This window comes from Enterobacter sp. 148H3, from assembly GCF_034107425.1.
GTDB classification, from domain to species: Bacteria; Pseudomonadota; Gammaproteobacteria; order Enterobacterales; family Enterobacteriaceae; genus Enterobacter; species Enterobacter vonholyi.
The window spans coordinates 57550-75468 of the sequence record NZ_JAWNEI010000011.1 but is presented as its reverse complement, the minus strand read 5'-3'; the positions used below and the strand labels follow the sequence as shown (position 1 = coordinate 75468).

At 57.2% G+C, this 17919-nt stretch carries 12 protein-coding genes; 7 read left to right on the top strand and 5 right to left on the bottom strand.

The genetic code is table 11. The annotated features are described in order from the left end of the window. Positions 1-12 precede the first annotated feature (12 nt). A complete protein-coding gene (glgP, locus tag USH94_RS16580) occupies positions 13-2460 on the top strand; it encodes a glycogen phosphorylase (protein WP_111963752.1) in 2448 nt (815 codons plus the stop codon). A 95-nt stretch (positions 2461-2555) separates the two neighbouring features. On the opposite strand, the gene glpD is transcribed toward glgP, so the two are convergent. Further along, positions 2556-4064: a glycerol-3-phosphate dehydrogenase gene (glpD, locus tag USH94_RS16575; protein WP_111963753.1), complete on the bottom strand. Its 1509-nt coding sequence runs from the start codon at positions 4062-4064 to the stop codon at positions 2556-2558. Between the two features lie 188 nt (positions 4065-4252). Between glpD and glpE the strand changes: the two genes are divergently transcribed. The 3 genes from glpE to USH94_RS16560 are packed head-to-tail and all read left to right on the top strand — an operon-like array spanning position 4253 to position 6238. Beyond that, on the top strand, positions 4253-4585 hold the full coding sequence (gene glpE / locus USH94_RS16570; RefSeq protein WP_008503062.1) for a thiosulfate sulfurtransferase GlpE: 333 nt from the start codon (positions 4253-4255) through the stop codon (positions 4583-4585). Positions 4586-4632: 47 nt separating this feature from the next. Continuing rightward, the gene (glpG, locus tag USH94_RS16565) at positions 4633-5463 is read left to right on the top strand and encodes a rhomboid family intramembrane serine protease GlpG (protein WP_111963755.1); all 831 of its coding nucleotides are present in this window, start codon (positions 4633-4635) and stop codon (positions 5461-5463) included. 16 nt (positions 5464-5479) lie between these two features. Continuing rightward, positions 5480-6238 (top strand): DeoR/GlpR family transcriptional regulator, encoded by a 759-nt coding sequence (locus USH94_RS16560; protein WP_008503060.1) that lies wholly within the window; start codon positions 5480-5482, stop codon positions 6236-6238. Between the two features lie 49 nt (positions 6239-6287). Here USH94_RS16560 and malT read toward each other — a convergent pair whose 3' ends face one another. Next, entirely contained in the window at positions 6288-8993 is a 2706-nt protein-coding gene (gene malT / locus USH94_RS16555) for an HTH-type transcriptional regulator MalT (RefSeq protein WP_008503059.1), read from the bottom strand. Positions 8994-9579: 586 nt separating this feature from the next. Between malT and malP the strand changes: the two genes are divergently transcribed. Together malP and malQ are read left to right on the top strand one after the other, a co-directional pair. Next, positions 9580-11973: a maltodextrin phosphorylase gene (gene malP, locus USH94_RS16550; protein WP_111963756.1), complete on the top strand. Its 2394-nt coding sequence runs from the start codon at positions 9580-9582 to the stop codon at positions 11971-11973. A gap of 9 nt (positions 11974-11982) precedes the next feature. Next, positions 11983-14061, top strand: a complete 2079-nt coding sequence (gene malQ, locus USH94_RS16545; protein WP_111963757.1) for a 4-alpha-glucanotransferase — start codon at positions 11983-11985, stop codon at positions 14059-14061. An 87-nt stretch (positions 14062-14148) separates the two neighbouring features. Here malQ and gntT read toward each other — a convergent pair whose 3' ends face one another. The 3 genes from gntT to gntX form a co-directional block, all read right to left on the bottom strand. Further along, positions 14149-15465 (bottom strand): gluconate transporter, encoded by a 1317-nt coding sequence (gene gntT, locus USH94_RS16540; RefSeq protein WP_111963758.1) that lies wholly within the window; start codon positions 15463-15465, stop codon positions 14149-14151. Positions 15466-15781: 316 nt separating this feature from the next. Next, complete coding sequence (nfuA, locus tag USH94_RS16535) at positions 15782-16357, bottom strand: Fe-S biogenesis protein NfuA (protein ID WP_008503055.1); 576 nt, start codon at positions 16355-16357, stop codon at positions 15782-15784. 61 nt (positions 16358-16418) lie between these two features. Beyond that, complete coding sequence (gene gntX / locus USH94_RS16530) at positions 16419-17102, bottom strand: DNA utilization protein GntX (protein ID WP_111963759.1); 684 nt, start codon at positions 17100-17102, stop codon at positions 16419-16421. 36 nt (positions 17103-17138) lie between these two features. Here gntX and bioH point away from each other — a divergent pair, with 36 nt between their 5' ends. Next, the gene (bioH, locus tag USH94_RS16525; RefSeq protein ID WP_111963760.1) at positions 17139-17912 is read left to right on the top strand and encodes a pimeloyl-ACP methyl ester esterase BioH; all 774 of its coding nucleotides are present in this window, start codon (positions 17139-17141) and stop codon (positions 17910-17912) included. Positions 17913-17919: the final 7 nt, after the last annotated feature.

The window sequence follows — 17919 nt, the reverse complement described above, 5'->3', positions numbered from 1 at the left end:
GAAGTTACTGATATGAACGCTCCATTTAGCTACTCTTCACCCACGCTCAGCGTTGAGGCGTTAAAGCACTCCATCGCCTACAAGCTGATGTTCACCATCGGGAAAGATCCGGTTATTGCCAACAAGCACGAGTGGCTGAACGCCACCCTGTTTGCCGTGCGTGACCGCTTAGTTGAACGCTGGCTGCGCTCAAACCGCGCCCAGCTCTCGCAGGAGACGCGTCAGGTTTACTACCTGTCGATGGAATTTTTGATTGGCCGCACGCTGTCCAACGCGCTGCTGTCGCTCGGTATTTATGACGATGTCAAAACCGCACTCGAAGAGATGGGGTTAGATTTAGAAGAGCTGATCGACGAAGAGAACGACCCGGGCCTCGGCAACGGCGGTCTGGGGCGTCTCGCCGCCTGCTTCCTCGACTCGCTGGCGACGCTGGCGCTGCCGGGCCGCGGCTACGGTATTCGCTACGACTACGGTATGTTCAAACAGAACATCGTCGACGGGCGTCAGAAAGAGTCGCCGGACTACTGGCTGGAGTACGGCAACCCGTGGGAATTCAAGCGCCACAACACGCGCTACAAGGTGCGCTTTGGCGGGCGTATCCAGCAGGAAGGGAAAAAATCCCGCTGGGTAGAAACGGAAGAGATCCTGGCCGTGGCCTACGACCAGATTATCCCCGGCTACGATACCGACGCCACCAACACGCTGCGCCTGTGGAGTGCCCAGGCCAGTAGCGAAATTAACCTCGGTAAATTTAACCAGGGTGACTACTTCGCGGCGGTGGAGGATAAAAACCACTCCGAGAACGTGTCCCGCGTGCTGTACCCGGATGACTCGACCTACTCGGGTCGCGAGCTGCGCCTGCGTCAGGAGTATTTCCTCGTTTCGGCGACCATTCAGGACATCCTCAGCCGCCACCATCAGCTGCACAAAACCTACGCCAACCTGGCGGAGAAAACCGCGATCCACCTTAACGACACCCACCCGGTGCTCTCTATTCCGGAGCTGATGCGCCTGCTGATCGACGAGCATAAGTTCAGCTGGGATGACGCCTTTGAGGTGACCTGCCAGGTGTTCTCCTACACCAACCACACGCTGATGAGCGAAGCGCTGGAGACGTGGCCGGTGGACATGCTCGGCAAAATCCTGCCGCGCCATCTGCAGATTATCTTTGAGATTAACGACTACTTCCTTAAGACGCTGCAGGAGCAGTATCCGAACGATACCGGCCTGCTGAGCCGCGCGTCCATCATTGATGAGTCGAACGGTCGTCGCGTGCGCATGGCCTGGCTGGCGGTTGTCATCAGCCACAAGGTCAACGGCGTGTCCGAGCTCCACTCGAACCTGATGGTGCAGTCGCTGTTTGCGGACTTCGCGAAGATCTTCCCGACGCGGTTCTGCAACGTGACCAACGGCGTCACGCCGCGCCGCTGGCTGGCGCTGGCCAACCAGCCGCTCTCTGAGGTGCTGGACGAGAATATCGGCCGCACCTGGCGTACCGATTTGAGCCAGCTGAGCGAGCTGGAACAGCATATTGATTTCCCGACGGTGAACAAAGCCGTACGGGAAGCAAAGCTGCTGAACAAAAAGCGTCTGGCGGTCTGGCTGGCGATGCACCTCAACGTGGTCGCTAACCCGAAAGCGCTGTTCGACGTGCAGATCAAACGCATCCACGAATACAAGCGTCAGCTGATGAACGTGCTGCACGTGATCACCCATTACAACCGCATCAAGGCCGATCCGACGGCTGAATGGGTGCCGCGCGTGAAGATCTTCGCCGGTAAGGCGGCTTCCGCCTACTACATGGCGAAGCACATTATTCATCTCATCAACGACGTGGCGAAGGTGGTTAACCAGGATCCGGACATTGGCGACAAGCTGAAGGTGGTGTTCATTCCGAACTACAGCGTCAGCCTGGCGCAGCTGATCATCCCGGCGGCGGATCTCTCTGAACAGATTTCCACGGCGGGAACGGAGGCATCCGGTACCAGTAACATGAAGTTTGCCCTCAACGGCGCGCTGACCATCGGCACGCTGGACGGGGCGAACGTCGAGATGCTGGAGCACGTGGGCGATGAGAATATCTTTATCTTCGGTAATACGACGGAAGAGGTGGAGGCGCTGCGCAGGAAAGGCTACTCGCCGCGTCAGTATTACGAAGAGGATGAAGAGTTGCGTCAGGTGCTAACGCAGATCGCGACCGGCGTGTTTAGCCCTGATGAACCGAGCCGCTACCGCGATCTGGTGGATTCGCTGATTAACTTTGGCGATCACTACCAGGTGCTGGCGGATTATCGCAGCTACGTGGACTGTCAGGATAAGGTGGATGAACTTTATCGCCAGCCGGAGAAATGGACCAGCGCCGCGATGTACAACATCGCCAATATGGGCTATTTCTCGTCAGACCGGACCATCAAGGAGTATGCCGAGACGATCTGGCATATTGATCCGGTGAGGCTATAAAAGCAAAACGGCAACCTCGGTTGCCGTTTTTAGTGTTTGTTCCCTCTCCCTGTGGGAGAGGGGCAGGGTGAGGGCATCAGTCCGCACCAGTCGTATTACGATGCCAGCGACAGCTCACGCTTCCCCACATTTTGCAGTAACCACTGCGCCACGCGAGACTGCTGCTCGGCGTTGAGCCACATCCCTTCTTTGGTACGACGCCAGATAGCATCGTCCAGACGACGCACCCACTCGTGCTCAACCAGGTAACGCAGTTCGGCTTCGTACAGCTCGTGGCCGAAATGCTCGCCCAGATCCGCAATGTCCTTCGCATCGCCCAGAATCAGCTCGGTATTACTGCCGTAGGTGCGGGCATAGTGGCGCGCCATTCCTTCGGTGATGAACGGGAACCGACGGCGCAGCTTCGCGGCGTAATCATCGCGGTTATCGCCGATATCACCGCCGGGCAATACCGCGCCCTTGGTCCATGCCGGGCCAATGCCTTTATAGTACGGCGCCAGTTTTTCCAGCGCGTGCTCGGCCAGCTTGCGGTAGGTGGTGAGCTTACCGCCAAACACGGAAAGCAGCGGCGCCTGACCGTCAACGTCGTGAATATCGAGCGTATAGTCGCGGGTAATGGCCTGCGGTGAGTCAGACTCGTCATCGCACAGCGGACGCACGCCGGAGTAGGTCCAGACAACGTCGTCGCGCGACAGCTGTTTCTTAAAGTGCGCGTTATACACTTTGAGCAGGTAGTTCACTTCGCTCTCGTCGATCTCGACGTTCTTCGGATCGCCTTTGTACTCCACGTCGGTAGTACCGATGATCGAGAATTCGTCCATCCACGGGATCACAAACACGATGCGCTTGTCTTCGTTCTGCAGGATGTAAGCCTGCTTCTGGGTATGCACGCGCGGCACCACAATGTGGCTGCCCTTGATCAGGCGAATGCCGTATGGAGAAGGCAGATGCATGCCGTCGTCGAAGAACTGCTTCACCCACGGGCCGGTAGCGTTCACCAGGCCGCGCGCTTTCCAGCTGAATTTCTCGCCGGTATCAATGTCTTCCGCTTCCACAATCCACAGGCCATTTTCACGACGGGCAGCGGTTGCGCGGGTGCGGGTTTTCACCTCGCCACCTTTCTTCTCAACCATCTGCGCATTCGCCAGCACCAGGCGAGCATCATCCACCCAGCAGTCGGAATATTCGAATCCGCGCACGATTTCCGGCTTAAGGACCGATTCTGAGCCAAAACGCAACCCTTTCGAACCCGGGAGGCTGGTGCGTTTACCCAGATGATCGTACATAAACAGACCGATTCGGATCATCCACGCCGGACGCAGATGCGGGCGATGGGGTAGGCGGAAGCGCATCGGAATCGCCAGATGCGGGGCCATTTTCAGCAGCACTTCACGTTCGGCCAGCGCTTCACTGACCAGGCGGAATTCGTAGTGTTCCAGGTAGCGCAGGCCACCGTGAATCAGTTTGGAGCTGGCGGACGACGTCGCGCAGGCGAGATCGTTAGCTTCCAGCATCAGTACGGACAAACCGCGTCCTGCGGCATCGACCGCAATACCGGCACCGTTGATGCCACCGCCTATCACAATCAGATCTTTGGTTTCCATAACACCCTCATGCATTTTCGTTAAAGCTCAGAAATGTTCGATATCGCTCATAATAGCAAAGGAACGCGCTTTTGGTAACATCAAAAAAACAATTTAGAGTGATATGGATAACATAATGGCGTTTACCCGCCGCCAGGACGTACACTACGGGGTAAAATCTTGTCGTTGACCACTGTAAAGAGAACACCATGGATCAGTTTGAATGTATTAACGTAGAAGAAGCCCACCAGAAGATGCACCAGGGAAAAGCAGTGCTGGTGGACATCCGCGATCCGCAGAGTTTTGCGATGGGCCATACGCCGGGCGCGTTCCATCTCACCAACGACACGCTGGGCGCGTTTATGCGCGATAACGACTTCGACACGCCGGTGATGGTCATGTGCTACCACGGCAACAGCAGCAAAGGCGCGGCGCAGTATCTGCTTCAGCAGGGTTACGACGCGGTTTACAGCGTCGACGGTGGTTTCGATGCCTGGCATCGCCATTTCCCGGCGGAAGTGGAATACGCTTTTGAGCGCTGATCCCGCTATACTGTCCTCTTTTGTGTGGAAATAAGCGACCGCTGCCCATGTTGATGATCACCTCTTTTACTAACCCGCGTGTCGCCCAGGCGTTTGTCGACTATATGGCGACGCAGGGCGTTATTCTGACTATTCAACAACATACGCAGACCGACGTCTGGCTGGCCGATGAGAGCCAGGCCGGACGGGTAAACGAGGAGCTGGCGCGTTTTCTTGAGAACCCTGGCGACCCGCGCTATCTTGCGGCCAGCTGGCAGTCCGGCCAGACCGGCAGCGGATTGCACTACAGCCGCTTTCCTTTCCTCGCCACCATTCGCGAGCGCGCGGGCCCGTTTACGCTGCTGCTGATGGCGGCCTGCATCATCGTCTTCATTATCATGAACGTGGTCGGCGACCAGAGCGTAATGATTGCCCTGGCGTGGCCCTATGACCCGTCTCTTGAGTTTGACGTCTGGCGCTACTTTAGCCACGCGCTGATGCATTTCTCGGTGATGCATATCCTCTTTAACCTGCTCTGGTGGTGGTATCTCGGCGGTGCCGTTGAAAAGCGTCTGGGCAGCGGCAAGCTGATCGTTATCACCATCATCAGCGCGCTGTTGAGCGGCTACGTACAGCACAAGTTCAGCGGGCCGTGGTTCGGCGGGCTGTCGGGTGTCGTATATGCCCTTATGGGCTACGTCTGGCTTCGCGGGGAGCGCGATCCGCAAAGCGGCATCTATCTGCAACGCGGATTGATAACCTTTGCGTTAATATGGCTAATTGCCGGATGGTTTGATCTGTTTGGTATGTCTATCGCCAACGGTGCGCACGTCGCCGGGCTGGCCGTGGGGCTGGCGATGGCCTTTGCCGACACGCTCCATGCGCGAAAACGAACATAATTCTCAGGGATAATTGATGAAACAAACACAACGTCATGACGCCATTATCGAACTGGTAAAAAAACAGGGATACGTCAGCACCGAAGAGCTGGTGGAGCAGTTTGCCGTCAGCCCACAAACCATCCGTCGTGACCTGAACGACCTGGCCGATCAGAACCGTATTCTTCGCCACCACGGCGGCGCGGCGCTGCCGTCCAGCTCGGTCAACACCTCCTGGCATGACCGTAAAGCCACGCAGACGGCAGAGAAAGAGCGCATCGCCCGCAAGGTCGCCAGCCAGATCCCGAACGGCGCGACGCTGTTTATTGATATCGGCACCACGCCGGAAGCGGTCGCCCATGCGCTGCTGGATCACGAGAACCTGCGCGTGGTCACCAACAACCTGAACGTGGCCAATACCCTGATGCAGAAAGACGACTTCCGCATCATCCTCGCGGGCGGCGAGCTGCGCAGCCGCGACGGCGGAATTATCGGCGAAGCCACCCTCGACTTTATCTCGCAGTTCCGCCTCGACTTCGGCATTCTGGGGATAAGCGGTATCGACAGCGACGGCTCGCTGCTGGAGTTTGATTACCACGAGGTGCGCACCAAGCGCGCGATTATTGAAAATTCACGCCACGTGATGCTGGTGGTGGATCATTCCAAGTTTGGCCGTAACGCGATGGTGAACATGGGCAGCATCAGCATGGTGGATGCGGTCTATACCGACGTGATGCCGCCGGCGGGCGTGATGCAGGTAATTAAAGATAATAATTTGCAGTTAGAGTTGTGTTGAAAAGCCGTGCGCCCTCTCCCTGTGGGTGAGGGCATCAGGCCGCACAAACCTAAACGCCGTATCCCATCATCTTCAACAGCTGCTGCGCATGCTGCACCGCATCCTGACGATGCGCCACGCCCAGCTTCTGATACAGATTGCGGATATGCGTTTTGATGGTGGTCGCCGCCACCGCAAGCTCACCGGCAATCTGCTCGTTGCTGTAGCCTGAATAAATCAGCCCCAGAACCTGCCATTCGCGCTGGGTGAGCGGGCTGGTGCGGATAAGTTCCGGCACTTCCGGGTGGTTCAGCAGACGTTCAACAAAGTTCTCATCGAAATGCGCGAACTTGTGCCGATGATGCTGGTTAATCTCGCGCAGAATGCGCTGGGCGCGATGCTGATCCAGTTCCGGCAGCGTGTTGAGCTGAATCAGCTGGCGCAGCTGCTGCGCCATCACTTCCCCTTCAATTACAAAGTGGCTGATAAACCCGGTGCGGTTAGCCAGCTGCAGCGCTTCCAGAAGCACACGCTGGGCATCATTTTTACGACCCGCCTGCCAGTAAAGCTGGTTTTGCAGCAGCAGGTTGCGGTTCAGGTCGCTCATCAGGCGCAGGCTGCGCGCGTTCTCGTTCAGCTCCTCCAGCACAATCTCAGCGGGCTCTAATTCACCGAGCAGGATCTGCGCGCGGGCAATATTGCGCCACTGGCTCTGCAGGAAGTGGTTGTTGGCAAATTCCGGTTTTGGCGTCTGGCGCAGCCAGTTGGCGGCGGATTTTTTATCGCCGGTCATCTGCCAGTAAATCACTCGGACCTTGTCGGCGTTTGACACCCAGTCGCTATGATACTGGCCGTTGCCGAGCAGGTTTTCCAGGCGGTTAAGATGGTTGCGGGCGTTGTCGAGATCGCCGCGCGCCAGCGAGCACTGCACCAGCAGCGCCAGGCACTGCAGCTGCTGTTGAGGCTGGAAGCTGGAAAGAACATCCACACCCTGACGGGCGCAGCTTTCCGCTTCATCCAGACGCGACCATGCCCACAGCAGCTGGGCGCGAATACGCAACAGGAACTCGTGCATCGGCAGCTGTTCCAGATGCTGTTCACGAATCAGCTGGAACGCTTTTTCCTGGTTTTCCCAGGCGGCCTGCAGGAACCCCTGCGCGAATAAAATCTCGCTCTGTTGGATAAGGCTCCACAGCGCGTAATGCCAGACATCATGACGACGCGCCATCTGTTCGGTTTGCTGCATCAGTGAAAGCGAACGCGTGAGGTCGCCTTTGCAGTGCAGCACTTCGCCGTGCACGGAGGTCGCCACGATGCGGCTGTAGAAGTTGGCCAGCGGCAGTTCATCCAGCGCGACCATCGCCAGCCGTTCAGCTTCGTCCGGGTCGCCATCGTTAATCGCCACCTGAGCGCGCAGCGCGTTGAACTCGCCGTGCAGGGTGGTATCCATTTCGCTTTCCATCTCCTGCTCGGCGCGCGCCAGCAGGGTGTTCACTTCGCTGTAGCGATGCTGGCTCTGCATCAGCCAGGCCTGCAGCAGCACCAGACGCGGGTTCTCCAGCAGGCTTTCCCACGGCAGGGCTTTGAGGGATTCTTCCAGCAGCGTCAGCTCGCTGTGGTTAAACAGGCCCCACGCATGATTGAGGAGAATATCGCGCAGCATGCTGGCATCACCGGCGGCCAGCGCGTGGTGGATGGCTTCGCTCGGGAAGCCTTGCGCCATCCAGCTTTCGGCAGCGGCGCGGTGGATCTCCGGCAGTTCAACCGCCAGCTCCCACTGACAGCGCTGGCGCAGGAAGCTACCAAACAGCGGATGATAGCTAAACCACTCGCCCGGATCGTCCATGCGCGTCAGGAAAAGGCCCTGACGTTCAATCTCTTCAAGCTGCAGCTGGCCGTTTTCACAGCCCGTCACCCGCACGATGAGCGCATCGTTCATGGAGCGCAGCAGAGAGCTTTTCAGCAGGAAATTACGCGTTGAGGGATCGACGCTGTCCAGCACCTCATCCACGAGATAGTCAGAAAGGTGGCTGGCGTTGATGCCCGCCAGGCGCCGCGCAGACTGATGTGCCGGACTGTTGTTTTGCCGGGCAGAGAGCGCTATGAGCTGCAGCGCCGTGGCCCAGCCGGCAACGTCATCACACAGGCGGCTGCTTTCGGCGGCCTCAATCGGTGAGTTCAGGCGGCAGTCAAAGAACTGTTTCGCTTCCTGGTGGGTAAAGGCCAGCTGCTGGCTGCCCACTTCCAGGAGCTGATCGCGCACGCGCAGGTTGGCAATACCCAGCTGCGGCAGGTTGCGTGACAACACGACTAAGGTCAGGTTTTCCGGCTGATGGCGCAGGAAGAAACGCATCGATTCATGAATTACCGGGTTAGTGATGAGATGGTAATCATCTATCACCACGTAAAGCGGGCGATGCCATTCGGCCAGTTCGATAAACAGCTGAGAGAAAAGGGAGGACAGGCTTGCGTACTGGCGCTTTTGCACCATCACCTCACTGGCGACGCAGTGTCCATGGGTTGCTTGCTGTATGGCGGCAATCAGATAGCTGGCAAAACGCTCTTGCTGGTTATCGCCCTCGTCGAGGGAATACCAGCCAAGATCGCTCTTACCCGCGGCCCATTGCGAAATGAGCGTTGTTTTTCCATAACCTGCAGGGCTCGTAACCAGCGCCAGTCGGAAATTATGCGCGCCGGAAAGTTTAGCCAACAGACGCTCGCGGACCACTGTATGGTCAAGGCGAACCGGGCGACTTAATTTAGACGGAATCAACATAGGTTTCACTTCACTGTGGGGAACGAGAGATTTTATTTTTTTTGCGCTTCGTAATTAATAGGATATAAGGTCGAACAGAAAGAGAACTATTGCAAGTTATGTCTGGGTTTTGTGGCTCTGAATTTGCACTCTGTCACAAAACATTCAGGCAAATGTTGGAACTTTCTCAGAAGGGGTTTAACGCCGCGTCACAGCTGGTTTGTCTGGATACATTGCCGCTGCGCTGAAACTGGTTTCAGAAAGGTATAGTGACGTCAAATTTAATAAAGTGCGGGTAAAGTTGAGTGAGAGTAATAGTCTCCTGAGGTGCACCCCGATGGCCAAATTATTATTCTACGTAAGTAATCATTTCAGAACGTTTTAATTTCACCCAAAACTGCATTTCATTTCTTTGACATTCTCCCGGGTTACTTTTTTATCTTACGGGCACACTCGAACTATGCTCTGAGAGTGGCCTCGATCACACTTTTATGCTCATCCCCGCTACTCCTCCCTGTCTAATCCCCCTCGGGAGGAGGAAGAGGGGAAATGAGCCAGGCACACTAGCGCCAACTTGTGTTTTCTTTCTAAAGGATGCCGATCCCCTATGTCACAGCCTACCTTCAACAAAGCTCAATTCCAGGCTGCCCTGACGCGTCAGTGGCAGCGTTTTGGCCTTCATGCTGCAAACGAAATGACGCCTCACCAGTGGTGGCAGGCAGTGAGCGGTGCGCTCGCAGAGCAGCTGGATGCTCAGCCCCTGGCAAAACCGGTAAAAGGCCAGCGCCATGTAAACTACATTTCAATGGAATTCCTGATTGGCCGTCTGACGGGCAACAACCTGTTGAACCTCGGCTGGTATCAGGAGGTCGGTGACGTTCTTAAAGAACACGACATTAACCTGACCGACCTGCTGGAAGAAGAGATTGACCCGGCGCTGGGCAACGGCGGCCTGGGACGCCTGGCGGCCTGCTTCCTGGACTCCATGGCGACCGTCGGCCAGTCGGCGATTGGCTATGGTCTGAACTATCAGTACGGCCTGTTCCGTCAGTCGTTTGCCGACGGGCATCAGATGGAAGCGCCGGACGACTGGCATCGCAATACCTATCCGTGGTTCCGCCACAACGCGCAGCTGGACGTACAGGTTGGCATTGGCGGGAAAGTGACAAAGCAGGGTCTCTGGGAACCGGCGTTCACCATCACCGGCGAAGCCTGGGATCTGCCGGTGCTTGGCTACCGTAACGGCGTGGCGCAGCCGCTGCGTCTGTGGCAGGCGAAGCACGCGCATCCGTTTAACCTGACCAAATTCAACGACGGCGATTTCCTGCGCGCCGAGCAGCAGGGCATCGACGCCGAGAAGCTGACCAAAGTCCTCTATCCGAACGACAACCACCTGGCCGGTAAAAAGCTTCGCCTGATGCAGCAGTACTTCCAGTGCGCCTGCTCCGTGGCGGACATTCTGCGTCGCCATCACCTGGCGGGCCGCAAGCTGGCGCAGCTGCCGGACTTTGAAGTGATTCAGCTCAACGACACGCACCCGACCATTGCCATCCCGGAGCTGCTGCGCGTGCTGATCGACGAGCACCAGCTGAGCTGGGATGACGCCTGGGCCATCACCAGCCGTACCTTTGCCTACACCAACCACACCCTGATGCCAGAAGCGCTTGAGTGCTGGGATGAGAAGCTGGTGAAAACGCTGCTGCCGCGCCACATGCAGATCATCAACAAAATTAACGACCAGTTTAAAAAGCTCGTGGATAAAACCTGGCCGGGCAACAAGGCGGTCTGGGCGAAGCTGGCGGTGGTTCACGATAAGCAGGTGCGCATGGCGAATATGTGCGTGGTCAGCGGCTTTGCGGTGAACGGCGTGGCGGCGCTGCACTCGGATCTGGTGGTCAAAGATCTCTTCCCGGAATACCACCAGCTGTGGCCAACCAAATTCCACAACGTGACCAACGGCATCACGCCGCGTCGCTGGATCAAGCAGTGCAACCCGCTGCTGGCCGGCCTGCTGGATAAGACCCTGAAGAAAGAGTGGGCCAACGATCTGGACCAGCTCATCAACCTGGAAAAATACGCTGACGACGCGAAATTCCGCGAGCAGTACCGGGCGATCAAGCTGGAGAACAAGGTTCGCCTGGCGGAGTTTGTGAAAGTGCGTACCGGGATTGAGATCAACCCGAACGCCATATTCGATATCCAGATCAAACGTCTGCACGAGTACAAACGCCAGCACCTGAACCTGCTGCACATTCTGGCGCTGTACAAAGAGATCCGCGAGAACCCGCAGGCCGACCGCGTGCCGCGCGTGTTCCTGTTCGGTGCGAAAGCGGCGCCGGGCTACTACCTGGCGAAAAACATTATCCTCGCCATCAATAAAGTGGCGGCGGCGATCAACAGCGATCCGAAAGTGGGCGACAAGTTGAAGGTAGTGTTCCTGCCGGACTACTGCGTCTCGGCGGCGGAAATGCTGATCCCGGCGGCGGATATCTCCGAGCAGATTTCAACCGCAGGAAAAGAAGCCTCCGGTACCGGCAACATGAAGCTAGCGCTGAACGGCGCGCTGACCGTCGGCACGCTCGACGGGGCGAACGTCGAAATCGCCGAGAAGGTGGGCGAAGAGAACATCTTTATCTTCGGCCATACGGTGGAAGAGGTGAAAGCCATCAAGGCCAAAGGCTATGACCCGGTGAAATGGCGTAAGAAAGACAAAGTCCTCGATGCGGTGCTGAAGGAGCTTGAGAGCGGCAAATACAGCGACGGCGATAAGCACGCGTTTGACCAGATGCTGCACAGCATGGACAAACACGGCGGTGACCCTTATCTGGTAATGGCGGACTTCACGGCCTACGTTGAAGCGCAAAAGCAGGTCGACGTGCTGTATCGCGACCAGGAAGCGTGGACCCGCGCGTGCATCCTGAATACCGCCCGCTGCGGTATGTTCAGCTCTGACCGCTCAATCCGTGATTATCAGGCCCGTATCTGGCAGGCAAAACGCTAAGGAAGCGCGATGGAGAGTAAACGTCTGGACAGTGCCGCGCAGGCGGCGGGAATTAGCCTCAGTTACATCAATGCGCACGGCAAACCGCAGTCTATTGGTGCGGACACCAAAAGACGTTTGCTGGATGCCATGCACAAAACCGACGCGAAAGCGTCGGCTGCTCCGGTGCCGAACGTGAAGGTATTCACCGCAGGCAAAAAGATGCCGCTGGCGGTGGAGGGGCGCGGCGAGTTTAGCTGGCTTCTTACCACCGAAGAGGGGCATCAGCATAAAGGTCACGCCACCGGCGGCAAAACGTTAAACCTTCCGGCAAAGCTGCCGGAGGGGTATCACACCTTAACGCTCACCCAGGACGATCTGCGTTTCCACTGCCGGGTGATCGTCGCGCCAAAACGCTGCTACGAGCCGCAGGCGCTGCTTGAAGGCAAAAAGCTGTGGGGCGCCTGCGCGCAGCTCTACACTCTGCGTTCCGACAGCAACTGGGGCATCGGTGATTTTGGCGATCTGAAAAAGATGCTGGCATCCGTGGGCGAGCGCGGCGGCGCGTTTATCGGTCTCAACCCAATCCACGCGCTCTATCCGGCCAACCCGGAGAGCGCCAGCCCGTATAGTCCGTCGTCCCGTCGCTGGCTGAACGTTATTTATATCGACGTTAACGCCTTAGATGATTTCAAAAACAGCAAAGAGGCGCAGGCGTGGTGGAAACTCAGCACCACACAGCAGGCGCTGAAGCAGGCGCGCGAAGCCGACTGGGTGGACTATTCCACCGTCACGGCGCTGAAAATGGCCGCGCTGCGTCTGGCGTGGAAAGGCTTTTCGCAGCGCGATGACGAGCAGATGGCGGCGTTCCGCCAGTTCGTGACGCAGGAGGGCGAGAGCCTGTACTGGCAGGCGGCGTTCGATGCGCTGCACGCATATCAGGTAAAAGAGGACGAAATGCGCTGGGGCTGGCCGGTCTGGCCCGAAGCGTATCAGAGCGTCGACACGCCTGAAGTGAAAGCGTTCTGTAAAAAAAATGCCGATGAAGTGGACTTCTACCTGTGGCTGCAGTGGCTGGCTTACAGCCAGTTTGCCGCCTGCTGGCAGGTGAGCCAGGGCTATAAAATGCCGATTGGCCTGTATCGCGATCTGGCCGTGGGCGTGGCGGAAGGCGGCGCGGAGACCTGGTGTGACCGTGAGCTTTACTGTCTGAAAGCCTCTGTCGGCGCGCCGCCGGATATCCTTGGCCCGCTGGGCCAGAACTGGGGATTGCCGCCGATGGATCCGCACGTCATGGCGGAGCGCGCCTACGAGCCGTTTATCGACCTGCTGCGCGCTAACATGCAGAACTGCGGCGCGCTGCGTATTGACCACGTAATGTCCGTGCTGCGTCTGTGGTGGATCCCGTACGGTGAAACGGCCGATCACGGGGCGTATGTGCAGTATCCGGTTGACGATCTGCTGTCGATCCTGGCCCTGGAAAGCAAGCGCCATCAGTGCATGGTGATCGGTGAAGATCTCGGTACCGTGCCGGTGGAAATTGTCAGCAAGCTCCGCGACAGCGGCGTCTACTCCTATAAAGTGCTCTATTTTGAAAATGACCATGAGAAAACCTTCCGCGCGCCGCAAGCGTACCCTGAACAGTCAATGGCAGTCGCGACGACGCATGACCTTCCTACGCTTCGTGGCTATTGGGAAAGCGGCGATCTGACCCTTGGCAAAACGCTGGGCCTGTATCCTGATGAGGAGGTGTTACACGGCCTGTATCAGGATCGCGAGCTTTCCAAACAGGGGCTACTGGATGCTCTGCACAAGCAGGGCTGTCTGCCGAAACGTGCGGGACATAAAGCGTCATTGATGTCGATGACCGCGACCCTCAATCGCGGTTTGCAGCGCTATATTGCCGACAGCAACAGCGCTCTGCTGGGGCTGCAGCCGGAAGACTGGATTGATATGGCGGAGCCGGTGAACATCCCAGGCACCAGCTATCAGTACAAGAACTGGCGTCGAAAGCTGTCCACCACGCTTGAGGCGATGTTTGCCGATGATGGGGTGAACAGGCTGATCAAGGATTTGGATAAGCGGCGAAAAGCTGCTGGTAAGAAGTAATAAAAAACCCGCCAGTGGCGGGTTTTTTATTATCAGGCAGTGCTCATGCAGGTCGGGTAAGGCGTAGCCGCCACCCGACTTAGGGCATCAGACCACCATGTTGAGCAGCAGCACCCCGACCAGACCACACACCGAAATAATGGTTTCCAGCGCGGACCAGGACTTGATGGTTTCACCGATCGTCAGGTTGAAGTACTCCTTGAACAGCCAGAAGCCAGGGTCGTTAACGTGAGAGAAAATCACGCTACCGGAACCGACGGCGATAACCATCAGCTCAGGGCTTACGCCCGTGGTCGCAATCAGCGGGGCAACGATACCGCCTGCGGTGATCGCCGCAACGGTCGCTGAACCCAGCGCAATACGCAGAACCGCGGCAATAGACCAGGCCATCAGGAGCGGCGATACGTTGGTTTCATGCATCATGGCGGCGATGTATTTGTCCACGCCGCTGTCGACCAGAACCTGCTTGAATGCACCGCCACCGCCGATGATCAGGAGCATCATGGCAATGATTTTGATGGAAGAGGTCAGCGTGTCGTTGATCTGATCCATGGAGCGGCCACGGTTCAAACCGAAGGTGAACATCGCGATCAGCACGGCAATCAGCGTTGCCATCACCGGGTCACCCAGGAATTCCGCCACGGACAGGAACGCATGACCCTTAGGCAGGATCATCTCCGCCACGGCGCGCATCGCCATCAGGATCACCGGTACCAGGGAGGTCCAGACGCTGACGCCAAAGCCCGGCATCTCTTCTTCGGTGAAGATTTTGGCGCTGTACAGACCTTCCGGAATCGGCTTATCAATGCCCTTCAGGAAGCGGGCATAAACCGGGCCGGCCAGAATCACCGTCGGGATCGCCAGAATCGTACCGAACAGCAGGGTTTTACCCATATCCGCGTGGAAGATGGTCGCGATAGCGGTTGGACCCGGGTGCGGCGGCAGGAAGCCGTGGGTCACGGACAGCGCCGCAGCCATTGGCACGCCGACATACAGCAGCGGGATGCTCGCGGCAGCCGCAATGGTGAACACCAGCGGCAGCATCAATACGAAGCCCACTTCATAGAACAGCGCGAAACCAACGGTAAAGCCGGTTAACACTACTGCCCACTGAATGTTCTTCTTACCGAATTTGTCGATAAGCGTGGTGGCAATACGCTGCGCGCCCCCGCAGTCCGCCAGCATTTTACCGAGCATGGCGCCGAAGCCCATGATCAATGCCAGGCTGCCGAGCGTGCCGCCGACACCGGCTTTAATCGAGCTGATAACTTTCACCAGCGGCATCCCTTGCATCAGACCGACTGCAAGTGCCACCAGAACCAGAGCGATAAATCCGTTCATTTTGAAACGGATCATCAAGAGCAGTAATAACACAACACCGATAGCAACGATGACTAATGGCATGATTTACCTGGCCTTTGAATTGTTATGGGTAACGTCATTGTTTCAACGACAAATTCCGATTGTCCCAACTGGGAACAGAGAAGTAACGGCACTAATACTGATGCCTTTTAAACGATTAAGTTTAGTCGGCTGTTATGGGTGTGCTTAGTGCCCATGAGAATGATACGGGTAACATGACGTGATTGAGAATCACCCTGGCAGGCAAAATGTGAATTATGAGACGCAGGTCAACATATAGAGGGGAGCGAAGAGGGGGAGCAGGGTTTTGTAGGCCCGGTAAGCGCAGCGCCACCGGGCAATACAGATGGGCAATGAATCAGTAGTAAGAGTGCTCGCCGCGCTGGTGTTCGGTCAGGTCACGCACGCCTTTAAGTTCCGGGAACTCGTTCAGCAGCTGCTTCTCGATCCCTTCTTTCAGGGTGACATCGACCATTGAACAACCGTTACAACCGCCGCCAAACTGCAGGATGGCAAAACCTTCGTCGGTGATTTCCATCAGGGAAACACGGCCGCCGTGGCCCGCCAGCTGTGGGTTGATCTGGGATTGCAGCAGATACTCAACGCGCTCCATCAGAGGGGCATCGTCAGACACTTTACGCATTTTCGCGTTCGGCGCCTTCAGTGTCAGCTGAGAACCCAGCTGATCGGTGACGAAGTCGATCTCCGCATCTTCAAGATACGGTGCGCTCAGCTCATCAACGTAGGCGGTGAGCTGTTCAAACTTAAGGGCAGTGTCAGTAGCTTCCACAGCGTCCGGAGGACAATAAGAAACACCACATTCTGCATTCGGAGTGCCTGGATTGATCACAAACACGCGGATCTGCGTCCCTTCTTCCTGATTTGCCAGCAGTTTGGCAAAGTGCGCTTGTGCAGAATCGGAAATACGGATCATAGCTTTGGCCTAATAGTTGACTAAATTACCTGGGTATAATCATACGCCCATTGAAGAAGGGCTACAAGGTACGGCACAGACACCATACCTGAACCGACGCGGCGCCGCTTTGCAAAAGCAGTCGGGAAAGTTCAGCAACGGTACTGCCTGTGGTGACAACATCATCCACAATCGCGATATGGAGCCCGTCGACCGGCAATTCAAGGCGAAAGGCGTTTTTGAGGTTTCTTTTGCGAAGCCGGGCGCTGAGCTGATGCTGGATGGCGGTGGCATGAACACGTGTCAGCGCGCGGGCATCATACCGACAGCCGAGCCACCGTGCGAGGGGACGGCAGAGCAGGTCACTCTGGTTATAGCCGCGCCGCCAGTGACGACGTCGGTATAGGGGGACACTCACCACCATGTCGATTTTCGGCAGTGCCCGCTGACGTCGCGCCTGCAAAACCGCCAGCAACAGCAGGCGAGCAAGGGGCTGTGCCAGCGAGCTCTGCCCGGAAAACTTCAGCGCGTGGATCAGCCTGTTCAGCGGCGGAACATAATCATCCACCGCCACCATCGCGCTCCACGGCGGCGACTTTTTCAGGCAACGGCCACAGGGCAAAGCGGGACTCGTGGCCGGTAAACCACATTGTGGGCAGATCCCGATACGCCATTGCAGCGATCGCGTACAGACGGAGCAGATGCCCCACCCGCCTAGTGCCAGCGGCATTCGGCATAGCCAGCACAACCCAGGTACTGTTAGCATGTGCAACCTCCATGTGAAAAAAGAGAACAGTAACTGATGAAGACGCTGTGGTGGCAGACCGTCGGGACAGGAAATTGCCATCTTGTGCTGCTGCACGGATGGGGACTGAATGCTGAAGTATGGCGTTGCGTAAGCGAGGAACTCGCCTCGCATTTCACGCTGCATCTGGTGGATTTGCCGGGGTATGGCCGCAGCCGCGGTTTTGGGGCCATGTCGCTTGATGAGATGGCGGAGCAGGTTCTGAACGCTGCTCCGCAAAATGCCATCTGGCTGGGCTGGAGCCTGGGCGGGCTGGTGGCGAGCCAGATTGCGCTGTCGAAACCTGACCGCGTAAAAGCGCTGGTGACGGTGGCGTCGTCGCCCTGTTTTAGCGCGCGGGACGCGTGGCCCGGTATCAAGCCAGAGGTGCTGGCGGGGTTCCAGCAGCAGCTGAGCGACGATTTCCAGCGGACAGTAGAGCGGTTCCTCGCGCTGCAGACGATGGGTACTGAAACCGCGCGTCAGGATGCCCGTACGCTGAAGCAGACCGTGCTGTCGCTGCCGATGCCGGAGGTTGAGGTGCTAAACGGCGGACTGGAACTCCTGAAAACGGTTGACCTGCGCGAGCCGCTGGCCGCCCTGACGATGCCGCACCTGCGTATCTATGGCTACCTCGACGGAATTGTGCCGCGCAAAGTGGCTCCGCTGCTGGATTCGCTTTGGCCGGACAGCGAATCGCAGATCGTTGCCAAAGCTGCACATGCCCCGTTTATCTCTCATCCGACGGAATTTTGTTCAGCGCTGATTGCGTTAAGTCAACGTTTCGACTGATTATTTT